Origin of the sequence: Streptomyces lanatus, assembly GCF_014655715.1 — a bacterium.
GTDB lineage: Bacteria > Actinomycetota > Actinomycetes > Streptomycetales > Streptomycetaceae > Streptomyces > Streptomyces lanatus.
Genome location: NZ_BNBM01000032.1, coordinates 26161 through 47136 on the forward strand (window position 1 = coordinate 26161; position 20976 = coordinate 47136).

The following is a 20976-nucleotide window of genomic DNA, read 5'->3' on the forward strand; positions in this document are numbered from 1 at the left end:
TTGGCGGATCGGTCCGACCCAAAGTAGCCCTTTGCCACTGGTGGCCGCCCGCTCACTCGGTTTCGACCGCGCCGCCTTCCGGCGTATTGAACATGCTCAGGTACTGGCCGTAGCCCTCCCTCTCCAGTTCCTCAACAGGGATGAAGCGCAGGGAGGCCGAGTTGATGCAGTACCGCAGTCCGCCCTTGTCCCTTGGACCATCCGGGAACAGGTGCCCGAGGTGGCTGTCCCCTTTCCCCGACCGGACTTCGACACGGACCATTCCGTGGCTGGTGTCGGACCGCTCGACGACGTGGCCGGACTCCAGGGGTTTCGTGAAGCTGGGCCACCCTGTGCGGCTGTCGTACTTGTCCGCCGAGGAGAACAGGGGCTCCCCTGACACGATGTCCACGTAGATGCCAGGGACCTTGTTGTCCCAGAAGGCGTTGGCGAAGGCGGGCTCCGTCTCGTCCTGCTGGGTCACGCGGTACTGCTGTTCTGTGAGCTGGGCGATGCGCTCAGCGTCCTTGTGGTACTCCGACATGCCTACCTCCCAGGCGACGTGGCTGTCCTTCTAGGCATTCGTGTCACGCCCCGCCGCTTCCTTACCTCGCAACATGCGATGTCCAGCGCCGGACCATGCGTGCATGGCCTGAAGCGCAAGGCTGCCGGGTCACCGTGGTCGGGGCGAGGTGCCCTCGCCGCCGTCTCCGGCCCGCCGTACCGGGAAGTGAGGCGACGAGCCGGGGCGGTGGACTGAAGGGTGAGGAAACTGGATGTCCCGGCGCTACGGCTCTCGTAGACCTGCTGGTAAGGCTGGGGAGTAATGCGCCGCTAACCGCATAGAGACCCCTGGGGGGCAAAGCGGATGGAGGCCGGTATGACCAGCGGACAGGGCGGCCGGTTGATCGGCCCGCCAATCGCAGCGGACGCCGCGGCCTACTTCATCGACCCGGCCTACAGCAATGTCAGTTTCAGTGCCCGGAACCGCATGGCGACCAGCACGCGCGGAGCGTTCCGACGGTTCGCGGGCACGCTCTTCCTCGACAGCGAGCGGCCCGAGAGGACGGCGCTCGCTTTGTACGTGACGTCGTCGAGTATCGACACCGGCCAGAAGGACAGGGACGCGGACCTGTGCAGCGCTGCTCTCCTCGACGCCGAGCAGTATCCGCTCATGTCGTTCTGGTCCTCTTCGGCCGAGGCCGTGGATACGAACCTCTGCCGTCTCGCGGGAAGCCTGCGGGTCAAGAACATGACGATGCCTCTCGGCGTCGACTGCGAATACCGGGGCCGTACACACGGCCCGCAGGGCGACGAGCGCGTGGGGTTCCTAGGGCGCTCTGTGCTGAGGCGGTCGGAATGGGGATCCCTGTGGGGCCCGGTGGTCCACGCGGGCGAGTGGATCGTGGGTGACGAAGTCGAGCTGCTCTTCGAGGTGTCCGCGGTCAAGCGGGCGCCCATCAGATGGTGGCCCTGACATGACCCGGCCTGAATGCGGCGCAAGCCGCGTCTGCGCTCCAGCTCGCGGAACGAGACACCGAGCGTCGGCGGCCTGGGGCGGACCCCGCCGGAACATCTCATACCCGTCTACCCCACATCGGCCGGACAGACCCGAGCTCGCGCCCAGCACCGTGGAGCTGCCAGCGAACACAGGTCTGTACAGCCTCCCCCGACTCTCGCAGGGCCGTTTCCCGGCATCAGGCCAGCTCGAGCCGTTTCGCGCGGTGTCCGAGGTACAAGACGATCAGACCGCACAGTGCGGCAGGGGCTACGAGGATCATGAAGAGCTGCTCGTGGCCAATGCCGCCGGCCAGCATGCCTCCGACGATCATCGGGCCGACGATTCCACCGACGCGGCCGATGCCCAGCGCCCAGCCGACGCCCGTGGAGCGTACTTCTTCCGGATACAAGGCCGCAGCGAGCGCGATGACGCTCTTCTGCCCGCCGCTGATGGTGCAGCCGATCAAGAAGATGGCCGCCAGGACCATCCAGACCGGCGAGCCCAGCACCAGGCCCATGAGGACCAGGAAGCCGCAACCGACGAAGTAGAGCGTGCTCAAGGAGCCGTAAGCGCCGAGCCGGTCCATCGCGGGCCCGATCACGAAGGCGATCACGATGCCGCCGATGGTCGTCATGGACGCGGCGGTCGCCAAGGTGCCGGCGGAGTACCCGCGTTCACTGAGGATGGTCGGCATCCAGCTCTGGAGGCCGTAGAACATCGCCAAGTTGATCGCGAAGACCACCCACAGCAGGACTGTGCCGAGTAGTTGACGGCCGGTGAGCAGCTCGGTGACCTTGACCCGCTTGCCCGGGTCGGCGCTCTCCGCCTCGATGTGCGCCTCGCCCGTCTCGGGAAGCATCCGGTCGATCCGTCGGAGGTGGGCGTATGCCTTGGCGTTCTGGCCGCGGCGCAGCAGATAGGAGATCGACTCGGGCAGTCGCCAGGCCAGTACGGGGAGCATGGCCAGGGGCAGCACGGCACCCGCGACGAAGACCGAGCGCCAGCCGTAGGCGGGGATGAGCCAGCCGGCGGCGTAGTTGGCGGCCACGAATCCGAGTGAGAAGCCGCAGTAGATCGCCAGAACCAGGCTGGCCCGCAATCGCTTGGGGCTGTACTCGGCGGTGAGTGCGATGGTGCTCGGGGTGGCCGCGCCGAGGCCGATTCCGGTGATGAACCGCATGATCATGAGTTGGTCAGGGCTCTGCGCCCCCACCGAGACCAGCGTCGAGAGCGAGAAGAGCGCGACTCCCGCCATGACCAGCCGTTTGTGGCCGAGCTTGTCGGAGAGCGGAGCCAGCAGTAGGTAGCCGATCATCAGGCCGACCAGCGCGGCTGAGAAGATCGTAGCCATGGTGCCCTTGGACACGTCCCAGTCCTGGGTGATGGCCGGAGCCATGTAGTTGATCGCCTGGGTATCGAACCCATCGAGCAGCATGACCAGTGCGCACAGTAGGACGGTACGCAGCTGGAAACCGCCCAGTCGGCGTTCGTCGATGAAGCCAGGAAGCCGGATCGGCTTCGAGCCGGATACGGTGGCGGACCGAGATGAAGTGGTTTCGGACATAATGCCCTCCAGGTGGAGAACGGTTACTCGACGCTGACAGGGGCGGCCACGGCCGAGACGAACGCATCGGAGTGGAACCGGTCCGGAGCCATACCGTGCTCGCGCGCCAGCTCCTCGCCGGCGGTTCGGGTCATTGCCTCACTGCCACAGGCGTAGATGTGGTGGTCGCTCAGGTCGGGGTGGTCCGCGATCGCGGCTGCTTGTACCCAACCGGTGGTGCCTTCCCAGCCGGCGTGTGGTCGGGAGAGCACGGGGGTGAACCGGAACCAGGGGTAGCGCCGGGTCCAGGCTTGGAGAGAAGTGCGGGCGTAGAGGTCGTCGAGAGTGCGGGCGCCCCAGTACAGGTGGAGCGGGCGGGTCAGTCGCCGGGCGATGTGGTCGAGGACGATCGACTGCATGGGTGCGAATCCGGTGCCGGTGGCGAGCAGAAGGACCGGGCCGTCGCCGTCCTCGACGAAGAACTCACCGAAGGGCGCCTCGATCTCCACGGTGGCGTGGAACTCCAGCCGTTGCAGGATCCGGGCGGAGAACACGCCGTTGGGTTCGTGCCGGACGTGCAGTTGGGCGAGGTTGTTGTGCTGGGGTGCATTGGCCAGCGAGTACGACCGGGTATCGCTGCCGTCGAGGATGACGTTGAGGAACTGGCCGGCCAGGAAGGGTGTCCGCCGGCCGATGGGGTAACGCAGGTCGAGCACGGTGACGCCAGGAGCGACTTGGCGGCGACGGTGCACCGTCGTGGTCAGCCGCTTGCGCACCGGTGGGGTCCGCGCCGTGATCCGGCGCGGCGCGATCTCGATGTCGCCGGTGGGCTGCGCCCGGCAGAGGCGGACCTCGGCCGGTCCGCGGACGGATCCGCTGCCCGGCATGTCCAGCGGGCCCGCGGTCACCGAGCCGAGGCAGGTGTCGCACACGCCTTTGCGGCAGGAGTACGGGATCGTCCAGCCGGCCCGCTCGGCGGCGTCCAGGACGTTCTGCCCCTGCTCGCAGCTGAAGGCGATGTCGGAGTCACGGACGCTGACGGTGTAGGTCACCTCGCCCCTCCTGAAGAATCGGGAGCAAGCAGCCGGAGAGCTGCGAGTACGGCGCCCGGGTCGGCACTGCCCCGCCCGGCGATGTCGAAGGCCGGACCGTGGCCCACGCTGGAGAACGGCGCACCGGCACCGATGGTGACCGCCGCCGCGGTACGTCCCGCCAGGACCTTCACCGGGATGTGGCCCTGGTCGTGGTACATCGCCAGGTACGCGTCGTGGTCGCGGCCGCCACCGAGCAGGATGTCGGCTCCGGTCGGGCCCTCGGCGGTGACGCCGCGCTCGCGCAGGGCGGCTACCGCGGGCTCGGTGATCAGCCTGTCGTCGTCGCCGAACAGGCCGTCCTCGCCGGCGTGCGGGTTGATCCCGAAGACGCCGATCCGGGGATCGGCGATGCCGATGTCGCGCAGCGCCCTGTGCAGTGCCAGCCCGGCGTCGGTGACCAGCTCGGGAGTGAGTCGCGCCAGCGAATGGGCCAGCCGCTCGTGCAGTGTGACGTGCGCGATCCGCAGACCGCCGCCGACCAGCATCAGGAAGACCTTCTTGAGCGGAGTGCCCGTTAGCTCCGCGATCAGCGGCGGGTAGCCGGCGAAGGCGATCCTGGCCCGGTGGACGGCGGTCTCCGAATGCGGGCAGGCGACCACACCGGCGTAATCACCGTCCATCGCGAGCCGTACCGCCGCGGTGACATACGCGATGGTGGCGAAGCCAGCGGGCGCGGTCACCTGACCAACGGCCAGGTCACCAGGGGCCAGGGCACCGACGTCGACCAGGTCGCACACGCCGCGCTCGGCGGCCGCACCCGGTTGTGCCGTGCGGAGCGAGAGCCCCTCGCGTTCGGCGTACGGTTCGAGGACATGGCGGTCGCCCACCACGACCGGCGCCCGGTCACCGAGTTCAGCGACTGCCGCGACGGCGATCTCCGGCCCGATGCCGTTCGGATCGCCGATGGTGAGCAGCAGCCTGGGCATCCCGGTCACAGCGGCAGCACCAGCAGTGTGTCGATACGGGAGCTGTCGCAGACGACGATCCGCTTCTTGATCAGAGCCCTGCCGTCGTCGAAGACATACTCGTCGAGGTAGCGTCCGCTGGCGAACACATCGGTCGGCCCGTTCCCCATGATGCGGATGACGAGGAATGACGTCTCGCTCGTCGCACCGGCCTCGCTCTCCTCCAGTACTGAAGGCTGGCCGAGCATGTGCCGGTAGGTGTGCGGCTCGTAGATGTTGGCCTCCTTGAGCGCGGAGACCCGGTCCTTGAGCATTGCCTTGTTGTGCGCCCAGATGATCCCGGCCGGCAGTCCGCGCCGGTGGTTGTCCGCGGTGGTGACCTTGTAGAAGGCGTCGTCCGCGAAGAACTCCGGCCAGTCCTCGATCAACCCGTCGTCGATGGTGTGGACGTAGCGTCCCTGGGCCCGGCTGATCAGGTTGTGTGCGTCCATCAGGCATGCACTCCCCTGCCCGCACCGACAGCGAAGCCCATGGCCTCGCGGTAGACCTTCCAGAAGCCGCGGATCGAGGCCTCGGTAACCCGGCTTTCGCTGGATACCGCCTGGTCGCCGCCCATCTGGACGGTCGCGAACTCCTGACCGGCCCCTGCGATGCCGCGCTGCACGAAGCCGCCGATGGCGCCGTCCTCCATGGAGACGTAGCCGGCCGGACCCACCAGGTTGGACTGCTTGAGGCGGATCAACTGCTGCTCCTCGGTGTCGTCCTCGAAGCCGAGGTAGGTCCAATGGAGGTCGGTCGAGTCGACCCCGGTCGGCAGCACCTGGCGTACGGCGACGGAGTTCTGGATCTGCTGGAGTACGAAGCCGGGTGAGACCGACAGGATCTGAAGCGTGATGTCGTCCCCGACTTCGCTGAAGCCGTCCACCAGGGAAGGGTCTTGGAGCTGGTACTCGGATTCGGAGCGGATCTTCTGGTCCTTGTAGTGCTCCCCAGCCTCCGCCTCTCGGTCGATGGCCGACCAACTCACATGGTGGCCGCCGTCCTCCGAGACGATGATGCCGCCCTTCTGGCTCAGCTTGTTGAGCCCGAAGGTGGTGAAGAACAGGTGCAGGATGCTGGCGTGGTAGGAGTCCTTGACGTTCTCCATGTACAGCTTCCAGTTGTTCGGCAGGCTCTGGGTGAACCGGCCCAGCACGACCGGCTTGCGGCCGCCGAGGACCCGCTCGATCCGGTCGAGGATCTCCTGGCCGAGGTACTCCTCGATGTGCGGCACGTCGTTGTCCAGGCTGCCGAAGACCAGACCGTGCACACTGGCCAGCCGTAGCCGCCGCGGGCTGTGCGCGGCCTTGCAGAACTCCGGCGGCATACCGCCCTTGCCGTTGATGCCTTCTTCGAAGGCGACGCCGGTGAGGTCGCCTTGCAGGTTGTACGTCCAGGCGTGGTAGACGCAGGTGAAGTCCCTGGTGTGGCCGTAGTGCTCCATGGCGATCAGGGAGCCTCGATGGGCGCACCGGTTCTCGAATGCGTAGATCTGGCCGTCGTGGTCACGGGTCACGAGCACGGGCTGCTCGCCGATGAAGGTGGCGCAGAAGTCGCCTGGTTCAGCCAACTCGGCCTCGAGGCAGAGGTAGTTCCACGTCGGTCCGTGAAAGATCCGTTCCTGCTCGGCCCGGTATACGTCCTCGGCCTGAAAGACCCAGTACGGCACCTCGGTCAGAGACTCGGGCCAACTGCGCTCCTGGACCCCGGCCCGCGCCGGCACACCCACCCCCGTGCTCCGTGCACTCATGCCTCCACCTCCAGGTACTTGACAGCCTGCGTTCGGTAAGCGAACATATGATTGTTTTCCGAACGTTTCGCCAGTAGATTTGCCAGTGGCCACACCTGTCAAGAGGGGGACACATGGCTGTTGAAGGAATGGCAGGACTCGCCAAAGGACTTGCGATCCTCGAAGCGTTCGGGGACGGTGCGCCCCGGCTCACCATCAGCGACGCATCCCGCGCCACCGGCCTGAGCCGGGCCGCGGCACGCCGCTGCTTGACCACCCTCACCGAGCTCGGCTACGTCACCTTCGACGGGAAGTTCTTCGCCCCGACGCCTCGCATACTGCGCATCGGCGCCGCGTACAGCGAGTCCGCTCCGCTTCCCCAACTCGCTCAGCCACACCTCGCCGCCATCCGCGACGCGATCGACGAGTCCGCCTCAATGGCCGTGCGGTACGACAACGAATCACTGTTCATCGCACGAAGTGAAGGCAGCCGGATCATCAACACCGGCATACGTGTCGGCGCACGGCTCCCCCTCTACGCCTCCTCCACGGGACAGGTTCTGCTCGGCGCCCTGGACTCGACCGAATTGGCCGACTACCTCGCCGCCGCTCCGTTTCCCGCCCGCACCCCGAAGACCCCGACCACGGCAACCGCGGTCGAAGATCGCGTCCGGGCTGCCCGAGCCACCGCCATGGCCATCACCTCCGAGGAACTCGAAGTCGGGTTGCTCTCCATCGCCGTACCGGTCCACGATCCGTCCGGTCGGCTCGTCGCCGCCATCTCGGTCAGCGCGTCGAGTTCCCGTGTGACCGTCGATGAACTCCGTGACCGATTCGCCCCGGTGATGCAGCAGCACGCGGCTGCGCTTGGTAAGCAGTTGTAGGAGCCGGGGTCGACCAAGATCAGCCGCTGACAAGGACAGCAATTCGTACGAGTAAGAACCATCTGTTCCGTGACGCTGTCATGACGTGGACAGGGTAAGTACACAAACCTCGACATCCATGTGGCCAAGGACGCGGAGACAGAAACCTACGACGCGTCGCTCGGGCCGGACCGCACAGTGGCCGTGGTTTGCCGGCCAACTGGCGGCAAGGCCGACCCCGGAGCCTGCGTCGATCCACTGACGCCCCTATTCAACGAGCGCCGGCTCCTGCTGAACCTTGCGCTTCGAGGATTCGGCACTCATCGATCGTCTGTGGGTGGTTATGCACCCGCAGAAATGACATGCCTGGCATAGCTGAGATGCCTCCCTTTTTCGTGCCTGATGGCCGTATCCGCCGGTGGTCGGGGGTTGCCGCTGTAGACGACAGCTGAAACTCACCCAGGCGTCAACAATGCGCCGTTTGGATCTGGCGGCAGTTCGGGGGCAATTGCCGTAAACGACATGGCTGTTCGGGATGCCCCTCGTAACCAACCAGACTTCCCGGCCCTGAACTGATCACACAGTCCGGAGAGAAGAGCTCAAGGTGACGATCACCAATCTCAGAGACCAACGCGACTCGCCTCGGGGAGAGCGACTGGCAGACTGGGCGGATTCCCGGCTTGGCCTATATGCCATCGCCAAGGCCAACATGCGGAAGATCTTTCCTGACCACTGGTCGTTCATGCTGGGCGAAGTGTGTTTGTGGAGTTTCGTCGTGCTGGTCCTGACCGGGATCTACCTGACGTTCTTCTTCCATCCGTCGATGAACGAGATCGTCTACCAAGGCAGTTACAAGCCACTCAACGGCATCACCACATCTGAGGCCTTCGCCTCCACCCTCGACATCTCCTTCGACGTGCGCGGCGGCCTGCTCATCCGCCAGATGCACCACTGGGCCGCCCTCATCATGGTCGCGGGCATGTTCATCCACATGATGCGCCACTTCTTCACGGGCTCATTCCGCAAGCCCCGCGAAGTGAACTGGATGTTCGGCTGGACCATGCTGGTCCTGGGCATGTTCGAGGGATTCGTCGGCTACTCCCTCCCCGACGACCTGCTCTCCGGCACGGGACTTCGCTTCGTGGAAGGCGCCATCCTCTCCGTGCCCATCATCGGCACTTAGTCACCATCTCATTTGGTGAATCTGCGGTAGCAGATGAGGGTGCAGGCGATGCTGGTGAAGGCCAGGAAGTGCTCGGCTTTGCGCTCGTAGCGGCGATGCAGCCGGCGGCATCCAGCGAGCCAGGACATATTGCGTTCTATGGTCCAACGGTGGCGTCCCAGTCGGGTCGAGGACTCGATGCCCCTGCGTGCGATGCGGTGCCTGATGCCGCGTCCGCGTAACCATCGCCGCAGGTGGTCGTAGTCGTACCCCTTATCGGCGTGGAGCTTTTGCGGCCTGCGCCGACGGCGTCCGCGCCGGGAGCGGATCGGGGGTATCCCCTTCACCAGCGGGATCAGCGCCTGGCTGTCGTGCAGGTTCGCCCCGGAGATCCCGACCGACAGGGGCAGACCGGTCCGCTCGGTGATCAGGTGGATCTTCGAGCCGTACTTGCCCCGATCCACAGGATTCGGACCTGTCAGCTCCCCCTTTTCAGTGCCCGCATGTTCACCGAGTCGATCGCGCAGCGGGACCAGTCCAGCTCGCCGCGGGAGCCGAGTTCGTCGAGGACCAGGCGGTGGAGCTTGGCCCACACGCGGGCCTTCGTCCACTCGGTAAAGCGCCGGTGGGCCGTCGCTCCCGACGGGCCGAACGACGCGGACGGCAACTGCTGCCAGGTGCAGCCCGACGTGGCCACGAACACGATTGCGGCCAGCACCTCCCGGTCACCGTGTCGGCGTCGGCCGCCACCCTGAGGCCGCGACGGAGCCTCCGGGACCACCCGCTGGAACAGCTCCCACAACTCATCCGGCACCAGTCGCTCAACGATCGAGACCACGATCGATAGCCTACCGATCCAAATGAGATGACGTCTAACCTGGCTATGTTCTTCTTCGGCGGAGAGTTCCCCGGCACCGAAATCGTCCCGCGGCTCTACTCGGTACACATCCTGCTGCTCCCCGCTCTGATCGCCGCGCTGATAGTCGTCCACATGCTCCTGCTCGTCTACCACAAGCACACTCAGTGGCCCGGCCCCGGCAAGACCAACCGCAACGTCGTAGGCACGCCTTTCCTGCCCGTCTACCTCGCCAAAACCAGCGGCTTCTTCTTCCTCGTCGCCTCGGTGATCGCCGCCATGTCGGCCATCGCCTCCATCAACCCCGTGTGGACCTACGGTCCTTACCGCCCCGACCAGGTGTCGACGAACGCCCAGCCGGACTGGTACATGGGGTTCTCCGAAGGTCTCATCCGCATGATGCCGGGGTGGGAAATCAACATGGCTGGACACACCCTCAACCTCGGTGTGCTGATCCCCCTGATCGTGTTCCCGACCATCCTGCTGGCCATCGGTCTCTACCCCTTCTTCGAAAGCTGGATCACCGGCGACAAGCGCGAGCACCATCTCCTTGACAGGCCGCGGAACCGGCCAGTGCGTACCGGTCTCGGTGTCGCTTGGCTCAGCGTGTACTTCCTCCTCCTGATCGGCGGCGGGAACGACCTTTTCGCCACCCGCTTCCACCTCTCCATCAACACCGTCACATGGTTCATCCGCATCGCGCTGTTCGTGGTCCCCCTGGCGGCGTTCCTCATCACCAAACGCATTTGCCTCGCTCTCCAGAGCCGCGACAAGGAGAAGGTCCTCCACGGCAAGGAGACGGGCACCATTCGTCGTCTGCCCCACGGCGAGTACGTCGAGGTGCACCAGCCGCTCTCCCCCGCGGAACGCCGCACCCTGACCGTCCACGAGCAGTACAAGCCCCTCGACCCCGGGCCAGCCGAGGACGCCAACGGCATACCGCACCAGCTCTCCCGCCGCGAGCGGCTCAGGACGCGTCTGTCTCGCGGCTATTTCGAGCCGTCAGCACAGGTCGCCAAGCCGACCAGGGAAGAGGTGCGGCACAACGAGGAAGAGATCACGCACAGCATCGAGCACTGACTACGGCTGCTCGCCGCCGGTGCGCTCCTCGTGATCAGCCGGCTCACCCACCTCAGACCAGGCCGAGTCGCTTCTTGCGGGTGAGGGCTTCGAGGTCGAGCTGGAGTGTAGGCGGTGGGACGGCGAGGACCGGGCAGGTGGCGTGGGTGAGGCCGTAGTGGGCGACGGGGGATCGCCAGCGGCGGAGTCTCCCGTGGTGCCCTCCGCCGATGACCAGCAGGTCGGTTTCCTTGTTGGCGATCTGAACGAGGGTTCGGCCTGCGGTGCCGGAGATAACGAGCCCACTGATGGGAACGGCGTCATCGGTGGCGGTGAAGACATCGTTCAATATGTCCTTCAGCAGGCCCATGGCTGCGGTTCTGGTGCCCTTGAGCGGTGATCGATTGGTCCCGGAAGGTGGGTCCGTGTCGCAGGGCCGCCAGACCAGGACTGCCAGGAGCCGGCGTCCGGTGAGCCGCGCCTCGGTGCCGGCCCTCTGCAGTGCGACGAGGCTGTTGAGTGATCCGTTGATTCCGACCACGATGCGCTGCTGCTGTGATGGGCTGTCCATGAGGCTCCTTCCGCCGCCTTGGAGGACGCCCTCGTCGTCACCTTTCGGGCAAGCGACGTGGCACGGCTATCCGCCGACAAAGCGCCGGGGCTGTCTTTCACCAGGGCTGAGGCGACTGCATAGGGCGTCTATTACCTGACGAAATCGACATGGTGTAGGTGACGTAGTGAGTCGGATTCCTGCGCGGCTTCGGTAAGGGCTTCGGAAGGGTTGCCTTCGACTCACCGAGTTCCCTCGAATCCACTACGAGGGACACGTCCTTCGCGACACGATCGTTGCGTCGCCTCTTGCGACTTGTCCTGTCGGCTGGTTCGCCGGGCTGCGGCCCGACTGGCGGAAATCGGAGCCTTTGCTCAGGTGACCTTGTCGATCGAACGGCTCGCGTCCTCGCGCTCCAGGTCACCGTTCGTGACAAACGCCTCCCGTGGGTGCTGCACGGAGAGCAAGGACACGAGGTCCCTCCCGAACAGGGCGGCCGTGAATCAGACGGCGAGAACACGAACCTTCCGCTCCCAGGTCGGCACGGCCAGGACGTGATAGCCCCGGTGCAAAAGCCAGGCGGGAAATCCCTTGATCACGATGCGCTTGTACTGGAAGATGCCGCGCCCCATCCCCAGCGTCGCTGCCACCCCCAGGCTGTCGTGGCGGTAGGGGCGGACTCGGCCGCCCCGCAGGTCGGCCACGATGTTCTTCGCGAGCCGCTTGCCCTGCCGTACCGCGTGTTGAGCGTTGGGCACCGTGTGTGCTCCCGGCACCGGCGACGCCAGGTCAGGGACGGCCGCATCGTCGCCGGCCGCCCACACATCCGTCACGGGCTGGCTGTCCGTGCCCACGCGAAGATCGGCTCGGACCACGAGCAGGCCCCGCTCGTCGACCGGCAGATCCGTGTGGTTGTGCACGACCGGGTTGGCGGCATTGCCCGCGGTCCAGACGATCAGCGCGGAGTCGAACTCCTCTCCGCTGGAGAGCACGACGTGTCCGCCTTCGGCGGAGACGAGCTGAGTGTTCAGATGCACACGCGCACCACGTCGTTCCAACGAGCCCACCACCCAGGCACCGGGCTTGTCCCCCACCTCGGGCAGAATCCGGCCCTGGGCCTCGACCAGGTGGAAGGACAGATCGTCCATGACCAACTCCGGGTAGGACCTGAGCATCGCTGTCGCCAGCGACAGCAGCTCGCCGAAGCCCTCGACACCGGAGAACCCGCCGCCCACGACCGTCACGGTAAGCAGCTTGCGCCGCTCGATGCCCGGGGGCAGTGATGCGGCCTGGTCGAAATTGGTCATCAACCGATCGCGAACGGCGACCGCCTCTTCCACGTGCTTCAGACCGATCGCCTGCTGCGCGAGCCCGGGAATGGGGAACGTACGCGTCACGGCACCGGTCGTGACCACAAGGACGTCATAGTGCAGTTCGTATTCCGCGCCCTGCACAGGTCGGATCTGGACCGTCCGAACCGCACTCCGGATCCCGGTCACGCGTCCGGCAATCAGCCGGGTACGGCGCAGATGCCGTCGCAACGACACAGCGGCATGACGTGCCTCGACCGACCCCGCCGCCACCTCGGGGAGGAAGGGCTGGTAGGTCATATAGGGACGCGGGTCGACGACCGTGACCCGTGCCTCGCCCTTGCGAAGTGACTTCTCCAGGCGCCATGCGGTGTAAAAGCCTGCATAGCCGCCCCCGATGATCACGATCTCACGCATGATTCCCTCTGCTCGTAGGTCGACAACCAATGCGTTCGGCACGTGTTGCCGGGTGACCGAGCATGTTGAACGCTGCCGCAGCGCATTCGGGCAGGAAGACCATGGGCCGGCGGAATGATCATGCAGTTGCTGATGTGCTCACCGCGTCGGGGCCCGCCTGGATGACCCCCTTCAGAGGACCGCGTGTTGCCGCTTGCCGCGTCCTGGCGGAAGAAGTTGACGCCGCGGCAACCTGCCGTCGCTCTGCGGGATCTACGCAAGGTCTCGCTCGATCGCGGTGAGTTCCTTGTCATCGCCGCCTTCCGCGGATTCATGCTTGGGGTAGGCGCCGACGCCGGGATGGACCTTGTCGATGAGGTCGGTGTACTGCGGGTTGCGGTCGATGAACTCACCGACGACCGGGCAGATGATGGTGATCTTCTTCCCGCTCTCGCGGATCTCGTCCAACACGCGTGAGACGAGTTCCGTAGCCACCCGGTGTTTGCGGTAGGCGGGGTCGACCCAGGTCGTCAGCAGCACGACGCGGCCGCCTACGAAACGGTACGAGAGCTCGCCGATCGCGTCATCACCGAGAGCGGCGATCCAGCGGCCATGCTCCGCGTCGTTGAGTACATCCAGCGCCCAGCTGGAATCCATCTCGCTACGACCTGCCTCATCCAAAGCGGCGATGAGCGCTGCGTTGTTTTCTTCACGGGCGGACGCCTCGGTCTCGAAGTTAATCATCGTTGTCACACTTTCTGTCGGGGAGTCAATCGGTGAGTCCAAGGCAACGGGTGCAGCCTTTAGCCGCTCTCGAGCACTTAAGACCAATGAGGTCGGCGTACTCCAGGTTAATCTCCACAGCGGCGATCGATGGTCCCGACAAGTGGTCATCAGTTCTCGATCCTGACTTGGCGTGCATCGAACGCGACGTAGCCGCTGAAGTCGTAGCCGACACGAGTTGCCGCCGACTCCTTGATGTTCGGATAAGACCAAGCCCCGTCCCTGAGGATCGTCTCGCCTGCCACGACGTCGTGATACTGCGCCCTTCCCTTCCAGGGACAGGTATAAGGGGTCGGACTGTGGCGCAGCGCGCCGACTGCGACCGCATCCGGTGGGAAGTAGACGTTGCCCTCGATACTGACGACGGCCTCGCTTTCAGCCTCGGCCACGACGGTCCGCCCAACCATTGCCTTCATCAGTCTTTCCCCTAATCACGTTCACTTGGGCCGCATCTGCGATCTCCGGCTGAGCCGGCAGGCTTCAGTCGGACGCCCAATTCGTGCAGTCAGAGCCAGCTTGCGCGTGTCGGCTTAGGGGTTAGTGCCGGGCGGGGATCCACTTCTTACCCTTGTCTTGATGCCACGTGAGCGGTCAAGGAGGCGTGAGCTCATCGGGGCTCGCACTCACCACACTTGGCGAGGCTACTCGGGATCGGTGTTCGTCCAAGGGGACTACTAAGTGCCACCCGGTAGTTCAGCGACCGTTCGCCAGCGCCGACTCGGCAGCAGCACGATCGGAGTAGCCCGGGTGTCGAGTGTCGACCAGATCGGCGTAGGCGGTTGTTCGCGAGAGGTAGCCGACCACAAATGGGCAGATCGCGGTGATTGTGCCCTCACGGGTGCGGACCTCGTCGAGCACACGCCGTACGAGCGCGCCCCCAACCCCCTGACCTTGATGGCTCGACTCGACTTCAGTGTGCTTGAGGGCATACCGGTTGGGCCTCAAGTGGGTGTAGTACAGCCAGCCGACCAGGTCACCGTCGCGGTAGAGCTCAAAGCGACCTTGATCAGTGTTGTCGATCAGCTGCTCGGTTTCCGGCACCTGTTCCTCGCTGCTCATCGGCTCACTCTCCAATTTGTAGTTACGCCGCATACTCGGACGGCCACGGTTTTCGGACTCTAGAGTCCAAGTATGACGCTTACCTAGTCACATTGCAGCGGCCTTGTGACTCAGGTTGGACTGAGAGGTCCGTTGAGGAAACCGGGCTGCCCGGTCTCGCGGCGTGCGGGGCCGGGCCGGTTCGTGGAGCAGACGGGTTCGTGCGTTCGCCGCGACCTGGTTCAGCTGCTCGCGGTCTCGGGTCCCTCCGGGGCGAGGAGGACGGCCGCGTGGCTGGCGTGGGTGACGGCGTCGCTCACGCGGGGATTGAAGAGGGCGGCGACGGCTCCGCGGTGGTGCGGGCTGAGGACGATGAGATCCGCCGGGAACTGCTCGGCTGCTTCCGTTATGAGTGCCGGCACTTCGTTGAGCAAGCCGTTGGCGAGTGTGCCGTCCGCCTCGATGCCCTCGCCTCGCAGAACGGCGACGGCCTCATCGGTGATCGCCCTGGCTTCGGCGTCATCCTCCAGGCGCACCACGGTGTCGAACGTGGTGGTGGCCGCGACGACATGCAGAACGCGAACGCGGGCACCGGTCAGCCGGGCCAAGTCACCAGCCATACGTACGGAAGCCAGACGGGAAGGGCTCGAATCGACCGCGACCAATATGCGCTTGAACATGTGTGTGCGTTCTCCTTCAGGCGTGAACTTCGGCGAGATCTCGGCGCAACTGGGGAAGTCAGGCCGGGGGGCGCCGGCCGCGGAGCCGAACCAGATGCCCGGGTGACTCGGATCGATGGACGTCGGCATACCTTGTGCGCCGCTTGATGCACCGATCGACGGTGGGGCAGCCGACCATCGCCCCTTCGCACGGGCACCTCACCGTCTGTCTGTGCCACGGCAGGCCAAACCAGCAGGCGCGCCCGTCCCTAACGGGTCCCTAGAGTCCACTATCCAGCCTCGCAGAGACACTTCGCAACCGACTCGAAGCGCTATGCGGACTCGGCCGACAACATGAGGCGTTGGGGCGTCGGCCAACCGCCGACGAGCACCCGAGAACCTGATGACGAGCTCCAGCGGAGTGTTCTTGCGGTGAGCAGAAGAGGAACCCTTCACGCCGAGACGTCCACCGGTTCTGCGGTCCACCCCATCCGTTTCCGCTGGTCGCGGTGGAATTCTGCGAGGAATCAGTCCGGCCCCGCCCCATCGCCACGGCAGTTGCCCACAGGCTGAGCCCGCTCGTACGCTCCGGACTACATGGTCCGCCCGAGGTGTTGCTGATGGATGAGCCGGCATCGGCGCTCGCAAGCTGCACTCGCCAGCGACAGGACTGCCTTCTTCAACCTCGAACATTCGGGGCAGCCGGGCAGGCTCGTCGAAATGGACGACTCCGTAAAGAGGCGGGGATTCCGCCGAGAACGACGTTTGCCGGCGGCACGTCGACGAGGCGCGGTGCGTTCGAGGGGCCGGCGTTGCAGAGTGAGTGGCTGTCGCTGCAGTAGACGTCGGCGCGGCTACCTATCTATGGACGCCGATCTCGCATAGATGAGCCGTAGATCACAGCAGCAATACCATTCTCCGAGAAGCAACGTATTGATCGGCCCGGCGTTGACTCGCCCCTTCCCGGTGCGTCGGTTGCAACAGCGAGCCAGCGTGAGGCCAAGTCTGAATTCTGTGCCTGGACGGGAGTTTGGAGAACATCGTGGGCAATGCCGACTCTACGCCGCAAGGAAACGCTCAAGTGGCGCTTTTCGAGGCCATCGCGTCCCAAGCGCGGCAGCAGAAGGAGCACAAGGATCATGGAGCGGTCGCAGCGGCCTTGAAGGACCTGGCAGAGGCTTTCGCCTGGTCCGCGAATCAGCATGAGGGTCCGCGCGATCAGTGAAGTTGCATGACCGTTCGAACAAAGGAGACGCAATGTCTGAAGGCGCTGAAGACGATGAGTGGGGAGAGCCAACCCCAGATGTGGTCCTCCACACCGGCGCGGAACACTTGCCCGACCCGGAAGACGTAGTTCTGGCATCGGGTCACGAGATCACACCGGAAAGGCTGGAAGAAGCACGCCGCCTTCTCGACGAAGAGGGCGCGGCCGGCGTGGAAAAGCTGCTCCCTTGAAAGAGCACCACGGCAACTCCCGGGAGCAACTGGGCTGCTCCCGGGAGTTGCCGTGTAAGTTGCCGCGTAATCAGACGAAGTCTGGCGACGTTCCTCTGCGAATACCTCAGGCCAGCGGCACGCGGGAACTCAGGTCTCTCCCACTGGAATTGCCAGCGAGACCGCGCCACTCATGTCGAGCCATACCGCGTCCCTCGTCCGCGTCGCACGCAGCATGACACTCCCGCACTGCTGGCAGCGTGCTACAAGGCCCGGTGCATGCTTGTACACGCGCAGGCGAGCAAGGGGGCCTGTGCAACCGCAGTTGGCGCACCGGCTCGTCGCGGTGGTGACATCGACGGCGAAGACTTCGGACAAGGGCCCTGCCAGCGCGTTGCCGTCGACATACCCGGCGTCGGTGTCGTTCACTTCTGAGCCGCCCGGCTCTACGGACGTCATCTCAACCTCCAATGTCAGCCGAAGCGCTCGGTACGTACTCGCTCAGGCGCATGTCCCAGGAGCACCAGGTAGGCAGCCGTTTTCTCGACGAACGCCGTGGGCCCGCAGACATAGCAGGTCGGCTCGAAGTCTGGAGGCCAGCCGCCGCGGGCCAAGTCCTCGGGGGTGATGCGCCCCGGTGGGCGCGCTGAGTCTTTCAGGGCCTCTCTGCTGTAGAGATACGTCGTATCCAGCCCCGGCGCCCCCTGGCGGAGCTCCGAGCCGTACAGCAGGTCCGACGGGCTCCGCACCGCATACAGCAACCGGAACGGAGTACGGCTCCCGGCAGCCTCCCGCGTACGGATCATGCACATCAGAGGTACGAGTCCTGAGCCGCCCGCCACCAACAGAACCGGCTCCGTCTGCTGCTGCCTCCAGACGAACCAGCCGCCGACAGGGCCGCGCAGCTCCAGTTGGTCCCCCGGAACCAGCTCGTCCACGAGGTAGGGCGACACTTCCCCGCCGGACGTACGCTGCACTGTCAGGTCGAGGCTCCGGCCGTTGGAGGCCGAGGCGATCGAATAACTGCGCTGGGTGCTGTAGCCGTCTTCCGCGGTCAGCCTGACGTCCACGTGCTGGCCGGCCAGGTGCCCGGGCCAGTCCGGGATTTCCAGTGTCAGGGTGACGGCCGTCGCCGACTCGACGCGCCGACCTGCTACCTCGGCGATCCGCCACCGGAGCCGGTCGCCTAGTCTCCCTGGTACCGCTGCTCTCGCCATGGGTCTCCGTAGTTGTGATAGCCGGCGGTCTCCCAGAAGCCGGGCACGTCACTCTGCCGCAGCTCGATCCCGCTCACCCACTTCGCGGACTTCCACAGGTACAGGTGCGGGACAAGCAGCCGAGCCGGGCCACCGTGTTCGGGAGCCAGATCGCCGCCTTCGTAGCCGTAGGCGATCCATGCCTTGCCGTCGACCAGGTCGGCGAGGGGGACGTTCGTGGTGTAGCCCCCGTACGAGGTGACCAGGACGTGTTCCGCGGACGTTTCCACGTCCGCGAGCAGAACGTCCAGGGACACGCCTTGCCATTGGGTGCCGAACTTCGACCACTTCGTCACACAGTGCAGGTCAACGGTCGGGGAGTCTGCCGGGAGCGCCATCAGGCCTGCCCAGTCCCACACATGCCGCTTTCCGGTTTCCGTGGTCACGGACAGCTGCCAGTCGTCTTTTCGAATGCGGGGAGTGGGCCCGGCGGACAGCACCGGGAAGCCAGTCGTCTCGTACTGCCCCGGCGGCAGTTTCGTGCCTGCCGACGGCCTTCGGCCGTGGAACCCGCGCGAGATGAACGCCATGCTCGCCGTCCTTGTTTCGTCCAGTGCGGCCGCTGTGGGCCCTTTCAGTGGTGAGCGCCCTGAAGAGGCGACTTCTTACCGGGTTGCAGCGGGAAGGTGAGCTCCTGGCATTGCAGCCTCTCATGTCCTCCCGGGGGTGGCCACCGGATGCCCCAGCGATGTGTGGCCGCGATGTGGGGCCCCCAGGTCAGCGGTGCAGGTGCCGGCGTGGTCGCTGCCGGATCAGGCTGCGCCGCTGAGGTGTCCACCGGCTATCAGTCTGGCTCGCAGTTTCTTGCGGGCATCAAACATTGTCTTGTAGAGGGCGTTCCGGTTCGTCTCCAGTTCGCTTGCGAGCGTTTCCAGAGGGACCCCGTTGACGACGGCGGTGAAGACCTGCCGCTGATGGGCGCTCAGTGCCGTCTCGACCGCGTCGCGTACGGCCTCGCCCAGCTCTCGCGCCTGCCAGTGGCTGACAGGGTCCATGCCGGAGCGGTCGGGAACTTGCGCCCATTCTTCCGAGTCGAATCGGGCATTCGAAACCCGCCAGAAATGCCGCCCCAGTTTGCTGGACACTTCAAGTACGACAAATCGAAATGCCCACGTAGTGAACCTGGCATCACCGCGAAATTCCTGAACTTTCTGCACGATCTTCATCAGAGCGTCGGCAGCCGCCTGGTGGGCGATGTCGTTCAGCTCGGGTCCGGAAATTCGGTAACGTGGACCCCGGCGAAACACTTCGTCCATGGCTATCCGCACCAGCACTTCATGCAGCCGCGCGCAGGCCTGCTCGTACTGCGGCCCACGGCCGCGTTCGAGCGCGTCTACCCAGGCAGCGGACTCCGGATCCAGTTGCCCTCGAACCTTATCCGCAGAGTGCATGGCTCTCAATCCCCAGGTCATCTCGTACGGATAAGCCAAACACAGCACCATCTACAGGCCGTCTACGCGAAGTCGCCGTTTCTGCTTTTCGCCAGGCGTGTACCGCGAGAATTCACGGAAAAGGTTTCCGGCGTATTTACGACCCTGAGGGGGCAGGCGGTCCTTCAGGAGTCCTGGGGGCTGTCAGGCACCACGTGGACAGCCGCCTCCTCGGCGGAGGCGGCGCCGTTGTCGATGCCTACGTCCCGCGCCCAGTAGTCGTCGCCGTCGTAGCCTTCGACGAGAACGTCGGTGTCCCAGCTGATGAGGCGCCCCGCGCGCTCGTCGCCGACCTGGTCGTCGATGAGCTCTCCGTCCGTGCCGATGGTGTCGCCCAGCCCGTCACCCTCGTCCGGTACACCGGTGTCCGGCACTTCGCGCCTGAGCCGATGCGTCAGGTCCTCGTGGGAGGCGCCCTCCCTCGCCGTGACGCCCCAGTCGTTTACGGCGAGGGGTGCGTTGGCGGGTGAGTAGCCCCGGTCCAGCACGTCCTCACCCAGCTCGTCCTCGTCGTACTCCTCCTGCGAGCGCAGTGGGTTGGATTCCTGGTAGGACGAGAAATCATCTGGTGAAGTCATCATGGCCTCCATGCCATCGGATCCCGGCGGCATCTCGATGCCGACGCCTCGATGACGGCGCGGCGGATGCGGGTCATTCAAGCCGCGTGGTGTCGACGAGGCGTCTATCCGGCATAGTCACCCGGGCGGCCAACCACCGGGCTGGAGCCAAGTGGCGAGCAGGCGGCGGGGGCTGTCTCGCCGCACTCCTAGCCCCGGGACCGGCCCCAGTTGCCAGGGTGGTCGGGGTCGATCAGCTGCTCGTATCCGGGATTTGCCTCGATGAACCGGTCGACCACCGGGCAGTAGTTGGTGATCGTCGCTCCCTTGGCGGCGAGGTCGTCGAGAGCGAAACGAATCAGGAGCTTGGACCAGCCCTGACCACGGTATTCGTCCCGGATGGTCGTGTGGGTCAGCACACGTCGCGAGCCGGCCGTCTCATAGACGAGCAGGCCTGCTGCCTGGTCCCCGTAGCGCAACTCGTAGAAGCGTCCGTCGGGGTTGTCCGCGACCTCGACATGAACTTCATCCGTCGGGCTCGCTTCTCTACTGGTCATGTCTGTCTCACTTCTCGGTTCTGGCAGAGCACTAGGGACCTCGCACTGGCAAAGAACAGGTAAGGAGTCCGCGGCCGAGGCAGCTAACGGTGAACAAGCCAGCGGCTCGACGCCGCAGACCTGAGGGCCAGTGTCCAGCCGTCGCGATCGGGCGAACGGACGGGCACTGTCTGTCGGGATCGGCCTCCAGTCGGCCGGCCTCAGTCGATTCCGGCCTTAGAGGTCCTAACAAAGGCGTTGGACGTGCCGGTGGGTGATCAGGCAGGTCGCGAGGCC

22 protein-coding genes and 4 pseudogenes are annotated in these 20976 nt (G+C 65.4%); 7 read left to right on the forward strand and 19 right to left on the reverse strand.

What is annotated here, in order from left to right:
- Window positions 1–52: 52 nt before the first annotated feature.
- Complete coding sequence (gene msrB / locus IE325_RS45160; RefSeq protein ID WP_190076052.1) at window positions 53–523, reverse strand: peptide-methionine (R)-S-oxide reductase MsrB; 471 nt, start codon at window positions 521–523, stop codon at window positions 53–55.
- Between the two features lie 336 nt (window positions 524–859).
- Between msrB and IE325_RS45165 the strand changes: the two genes are divergently transcribed.
- Entirely contained in the window at window positions 860–1456 is a 597-nt protein-coding gene (locus tag IE325_RS45165) for a YceI family protein (protein WP_190076053.1), read from the forward strand.
- Window positions 1457–1676: 220 nt separating this feature from the next.
- Here IE325_RS45165 and IE325_RS45170 read toward each other — a convergent pair whose 3' ends face one another.
- From IE325_RS45170 to IE325_RS45190, 5 genes are read right to left on the reverse strand one after another with little or no spacing between them, the layout of a single operon-like run.
- Window positions 1677–3044 (reverse strand): MFS transporter, encoded by a 1368-nt coding sequence (locus tag IE325_RS45170; RefSeq protein ID WP_190076054.1) that lies wholly within the window; start codon window positions 3042–3044, stop codon window positions 1677–1679.
- Between the two features lie 23 nt (window positions 3045–3067).
- A complete protein-coding gene (locus IE325_RS45175) occupies window positions 3068–4075 on the reverse strand; it encodes a 2Fe-2S iron-sulfur cluster-binding protein (protein WP_190076055.1) in 1008 nt (335 codons plus the stop codon).
- Entirely contained in the window at window positions 4072–5043 is a 972-nt protein-coding gene (locus tag IE325_RS45180) for a PdxA family dehydrogenase (RefSeq protein ID WP_229912555.1), read from the reverse strand. The genes IE325_RS45175 and IE325_RS45180 overlap by 4 nt, the downstream gene beginning before the upstream one ends.
- Before the next feature lie 5 nt (window positions 5044–5048).
- Window positions 5049–5513 (reverse strand): aromatic-ring-hydroxylating dioxygenase subunit beta, encoded by a 465-nt coding sequence (locus IE325_RS45185; RefSeq protein WP_190076057.1) that lies wholly within the window; start codon window positions 5511–5513, stop codon window positions 5049–5051.
- Window positions 5513–6811: an aromatic ring-hydroxylating dioxygenase subunit alpha gene (locus tag IE325_RS45190; RefSeq protein ID WP_190076058.1), complete on the reverse strand. Its 1299-nt coding sequence runs from the start codon at window positions 6809–6811 to the stop codon at window positions 5513–5515. The genes IE325_RS45185 and IE325_RS45190 overlap by 1 nt, the downstream gene beginning before the upstream one ends.
- Window positions 6812–6924: 113 nt before the next feature.
- On the opposite strand from IE325_RS45190, the gene IE325_RS45195 reads away from it, so the two are divergent.
- Together IE325_RS45195 and IE325_RS45200 are read left to right on the forward strand one after the other, a co-directional pair.
- Complete coding sequence (locus tag IE325_RS45195) at window positions 6925–7674, forward strand: IclR family transcriptional regulator domain-containing protein (RefSeq protein ID WP_190076059.1); 750 nt, start codon at window positions 6925–6927, stop codon at window positions 7672–7674.
- A gap of 583 nt (window positions 7675–8257) precedes the next feature.
- Window positions 8258–8833, forward strand: a pseudogene (locus IE325_RS45200) (cytochrome b); the annotation flags it as partial.
- Between the two features lie 11 nt (window positions 8834–8844).
- Here IE325_RS45200 and IE325_RS45205 read toward each other — a convergent pair.
- A protein-coding gene (locus IE325_RS45205; protein WP_229912556.1) for an IS5 family transposase occupies window positions 8845–9644 on the reverse strand; the annotation gives its coding sequence in 2 pieces (ribosomal slippage) (window positions 8845–9306 and window positions 9309–9644; 798 coding nt in all).
- Window positions 9645–9692: 48 nt separating this feature from the next.
- On the opposite strand from IE325_RS45205, the pseudogene IE325_RS45210 reads away from it, so the two are divergent.
- A pseudogene (locus tag IE325_RS45210) lies at window positions 9693–10751 on the forward strand (cytochrome b N-terminal domain-containing protein); the annotation flags it as partial.
- Window positions 10752–10803: 52 nt separating this feature from the next.
- On the opposite strand, the gene IE325_RS45215 reads toward IE325_RS45210, so the two are convergent.
- The 6 genes and pseudogenes from IE325_RS45215 to IE325_RS45240 form a co-directional block, all read right to left on the reverse strand.
- Window positions 10804–11301 (reverse strand): universal stress protein, encoded by a 498-nt coding sequence (locus IE325_RS45215; RefSeq protein WP_190076060.1) that lies wholly within the window; start codon window positions 11299–11301, stop codon window positions 10804–10806.
- A 353-nt stretch (window positions 11302–11654) separates the two neighbouring features.
- Window positions 11655–13007: pseudogene (locus IE325_RS45220) on the reverse strand (NAD(P)/FAD-dependent oxidoreductase).
- 252 nt (window positions 13008–13259) lie between these two features.
- Complete coding sequence (locus IE325_RS45225) at window positions 13260–13730, reverse strand: GNAT family N-acetyltransferase (RefSeq protein ID WP_190076061.1); 471 nt, start codon at window positions 13728–13730, stop codon at window positions 13260–13262.
- Between the two features lie 149 nt (window positions 13731–13879).
- A complete protein-coding gene (locus IE325_RS45230; protein WP_190076062.1) occupies window positions 13880–14185 on the reverse strand; it encodes a DUF427 domain-containing protein in 306 nt (101 codons plus the stop codon).
- Window positions 14186–14462: 277 nt separating this feature from the next.
- A complete protein-coding gene (locus IE325_RS45235) occupies window positions 14463–14861 on the reverse strand; it encodes a GNAT family N-acetyltransferase (protein ID WP_268256409.1) in 399 nt (132 codons plus the stop codon).
- 188 nt (window positions 14862–15049) lie between these two features.
- Window positions 15050–15616, reverse strand: a complete 567-nt coding sequence (locus IE325_RS45240) for a universal stress protein (protein ID WP_308437726.1) — start codon at window positions 15614–15616, stop codon at window positions 15050–15052.
- 483 nt (window positions 15617–16099) lie between these two features.
- Between IE325_RS45240 and pstB the strand changes: the two are divergent.
- The 3 genes and pseudogenes from pstB to IE325_RS45250 all read left to right on the forward strand — a co-directional run.
- Window positions 16100–16198, forward strand: a pseudogene (pstB, locus tag IE325_RS46585) (phosphate ABC transporter ATP-binding protein); the annotation flags it as partial.
- A gap of 310 nt (window positions 16199–16508) precedes the next feature.
- Window positions 16509–16691, forward strand: coding sequence for a hypothetical protein (locus IE325_RS45245; RefSeq protein ID WP_190076064.1), 183 nt, complete (start codon window positions 16509–16511; stop codon window positions 16689–16691).
- Between the two features lie 32 nt (window positions 16692–16723).
- The gene (locus IE325_RS45250; protein ID WP_190076065.1) at window positions 16724–16921 is read left to right on the forward strand and encodes a hypothetical protein; all 198 of its coding nucleotides are present in this window, start codon (window positions 16724–16726) and stop codon (window positions 16919–16921) included.
- Between the two features lie 129 nt (window positions 16922–17050).
- Here the strand turns inward: IE325_RS45250 and IE325_RS46590 are convergent, their stop codons facing one another.
- The 6 genes from IE325_RS46590 to IE325_RS45275 form a co-directional block, all read right to left on the reverse strand.
- Window positions 17051–17359, reverse strand: coding sequence for a DUF6510 family protein (locus IE325_RS46590; RefSeq protein ID WP_229912550.1), 309 nt, complete (start codon window positions 17357–17359; stop codon window positions 17051–17053).
- Window positions 17360–17373: 14 nt separating this feature from the next.
- Window positions 17374–18117: a ferredoxin reductase gene (locus tag IE325_RS45255; RefSeq protein WP_190076066.1), complete on the reverse strand. Its 744-nt coding sequence runs from the start codon at window positions 18115–18117 to the stop codon at window positions 17374–17376.
- Window positions 18087–18686, reverse strand: a complete 600-nt coding sequence (locus IE325_RS45260) for a sulfite oxidase-like oxidoreductase (protein WP_190076067.1) — start codon at window positions 18684–18686, stop codon at window positions 18087–18089. The genes IE325_RS45255 and IE325_RS45260 overlap by 31 nt, the downstream gene beginning before the upstream one ends.
- A gap of 222 nt (window positions 18687–18908) precedes the next feature.
- Complete coding sequence (locus tag IE325_RS45265) at window positions 18909–19547, reverse strand: sigma-70 family RNA polymerase sigma factor (protein ID WP_190076068.1); 639 nt, start codon at window positions 19545–19547, stop codon at window positions 18909–18911.
- Between the two features lie 164 nt (window positions 19548–19711).
- Window positions 19712–20164 (reverse strand): DUF5709 domain-containing protein, encoded by a 453-nt coding sequence (locus IE325_RS45270; protein ID WP_190076069.1) that lies wholly within the window; start codon window positions 20162–20164, stop codon window positions 19712–19714.
- A 188-nt stretch (window positions 20165–20352) separates the two neighbouring features.
- Entirely contained in the window at window positions 20353–20700 is a 348-nt protein-coding gene (locus IE325_RS45275) for a GNAT family N-acetyltransferase (RefSeq protein WP_190076070.1), read from the reverse strand.
- Window positions 20701–20976: the final 276 nt, after the last annotated feature.

Bases quoted from the DNA above. Each gene is read 5' to 3' on its own strand.
- msrB (WP_190076052.1), bottom strand. From the start codon at position 523: ATGTCGGAGTACCACAAGGACGCTGAGCGCATCGCCCAGCTCACAGAA.
- IE325_RS45165 (WP_190076053.1), top strand. From the start codon at position 860: ATGACCAGCGGACAGGGCGGCCGGTTGATCGGCCCGCCAATCGCAGCG.
- IE325_RS45170 (WP_190076054.1), bottom strand. From the start codon at position 3,044: ATGTCCGAAACCACTTCATCTCGGTCCGCCACCGTATCCGGCTCGAAG.
- IE325_RS45180 (WP_229912555.1), bottom strand. From the start codon at position 5,043: ATGCCCAGGCTGCTGCTCACCATCGGCGATCCGAACGGCATCGGGCCG.
- IE325_RS45185 (WP_190076057.1), bottom strand. From the start codon at position 5,513: ATGGACGCACACAACCTGATCAGCCGGGCCCAGGGACGCTACGTCCAC.
- IE325_RS45190 (WP_190076058.1), bottom strand. From the start codon at position 6,811: ATGAGTGCACGGAGCACGGGGGTGGGTGTGCCGGCGCGGGCCGGGGTC.
- IE325_RS45195 (WP_190076059.1), top strand. From the start codon at position 6,925: ATGGCTGTTGAAGGAATGGCAGGACTCGCCAAAGGACTTGCGATCCTC.
- IE325_RS45215 (WP_190076060.1), bottom strand. From the start codon at position 11,301: ATGGACAGCCCATCACAGCAGCAGCGCATCGTGGTCGGAATCAACGGA.
- IE325_RS45225 (WP_190076061.1), bottom strand. From the start codon at position 13,730: ATGATTAACTTCGAGACCGAGGCGTCCGCCCGTGAAGAAAACAACGCA.
- IE325_RS45230 (WP_190076062.1), bottom strand. From the start codon at position 14,185: ATGAAGGCAATGGTTGGGCGGACCGTCGTGGCCGAGGCTGAAAGCGAG.
- IE325_RS45235 (WP_268256409.1), bottom strand. From the start codon at position 14,861: ATGCGGCGTAACTACAAATTGGAGAGTGAGCCGATGAGCAGCGAGGAA.
- IE325_RS45240 (WP_308437726.1), bottom strand. From the start codon at position 15,616: ATGCCGACGTCCATCGATCCGAGTCACCCGGGCATCTGGTTCGGCTCC.
- IE325_RS45250 (WP_190076065.1), top strand. From the start codon at position 16,724: ATGTCTGAAGGCGCTGAAGACGATGAGTGGGGAGAGCCAACCCCAGAT.
- IE325_RS46590 (WP_229912550.1), bottom strand. From the start codon at position 17,359: ATGACGTCCGTAGAGCCGGGCGGCTCAGAAGTGAACGACACCGACGCC.
- IE325_RS45255 (WP_190076066.1), bottom strand. From the start codon at position 18,117: ATGGCGAGAGCAGCGGTACCAGGGAGACTAGGCGACCGGCTCCGGTGG.
- IE325_RS45260 (WP_190076067.1), bottom strand. From the start codon at position 18,686: ATGGCGTTCATCTCGCGCGGGTTCCACGGCCGAAGGCCGTCGGCAGGC.
- IE325_RS45265 (WP_190076068.1), bottom strand. From the start codon at position 19,547: ATGCACTCTGCGGATAAGGTTCGAGGGCAACTGGATCCGGAGTCCGCT.
- IE325_RS45270 (WP_190076069.1), bottom strand. From the start codon at position 20,164: ATGACTTCACCAGATGATTTCTCGTCCTACCAGGAATCCAACCCACTG.
- IE325_RS45275 (WP_190076070.1), bottom strand. From the start codon at position 20,700: ATGACCAGTAGAGAAGCGAGCCCGACGGATGAAGTTCATGTCGAGGTC.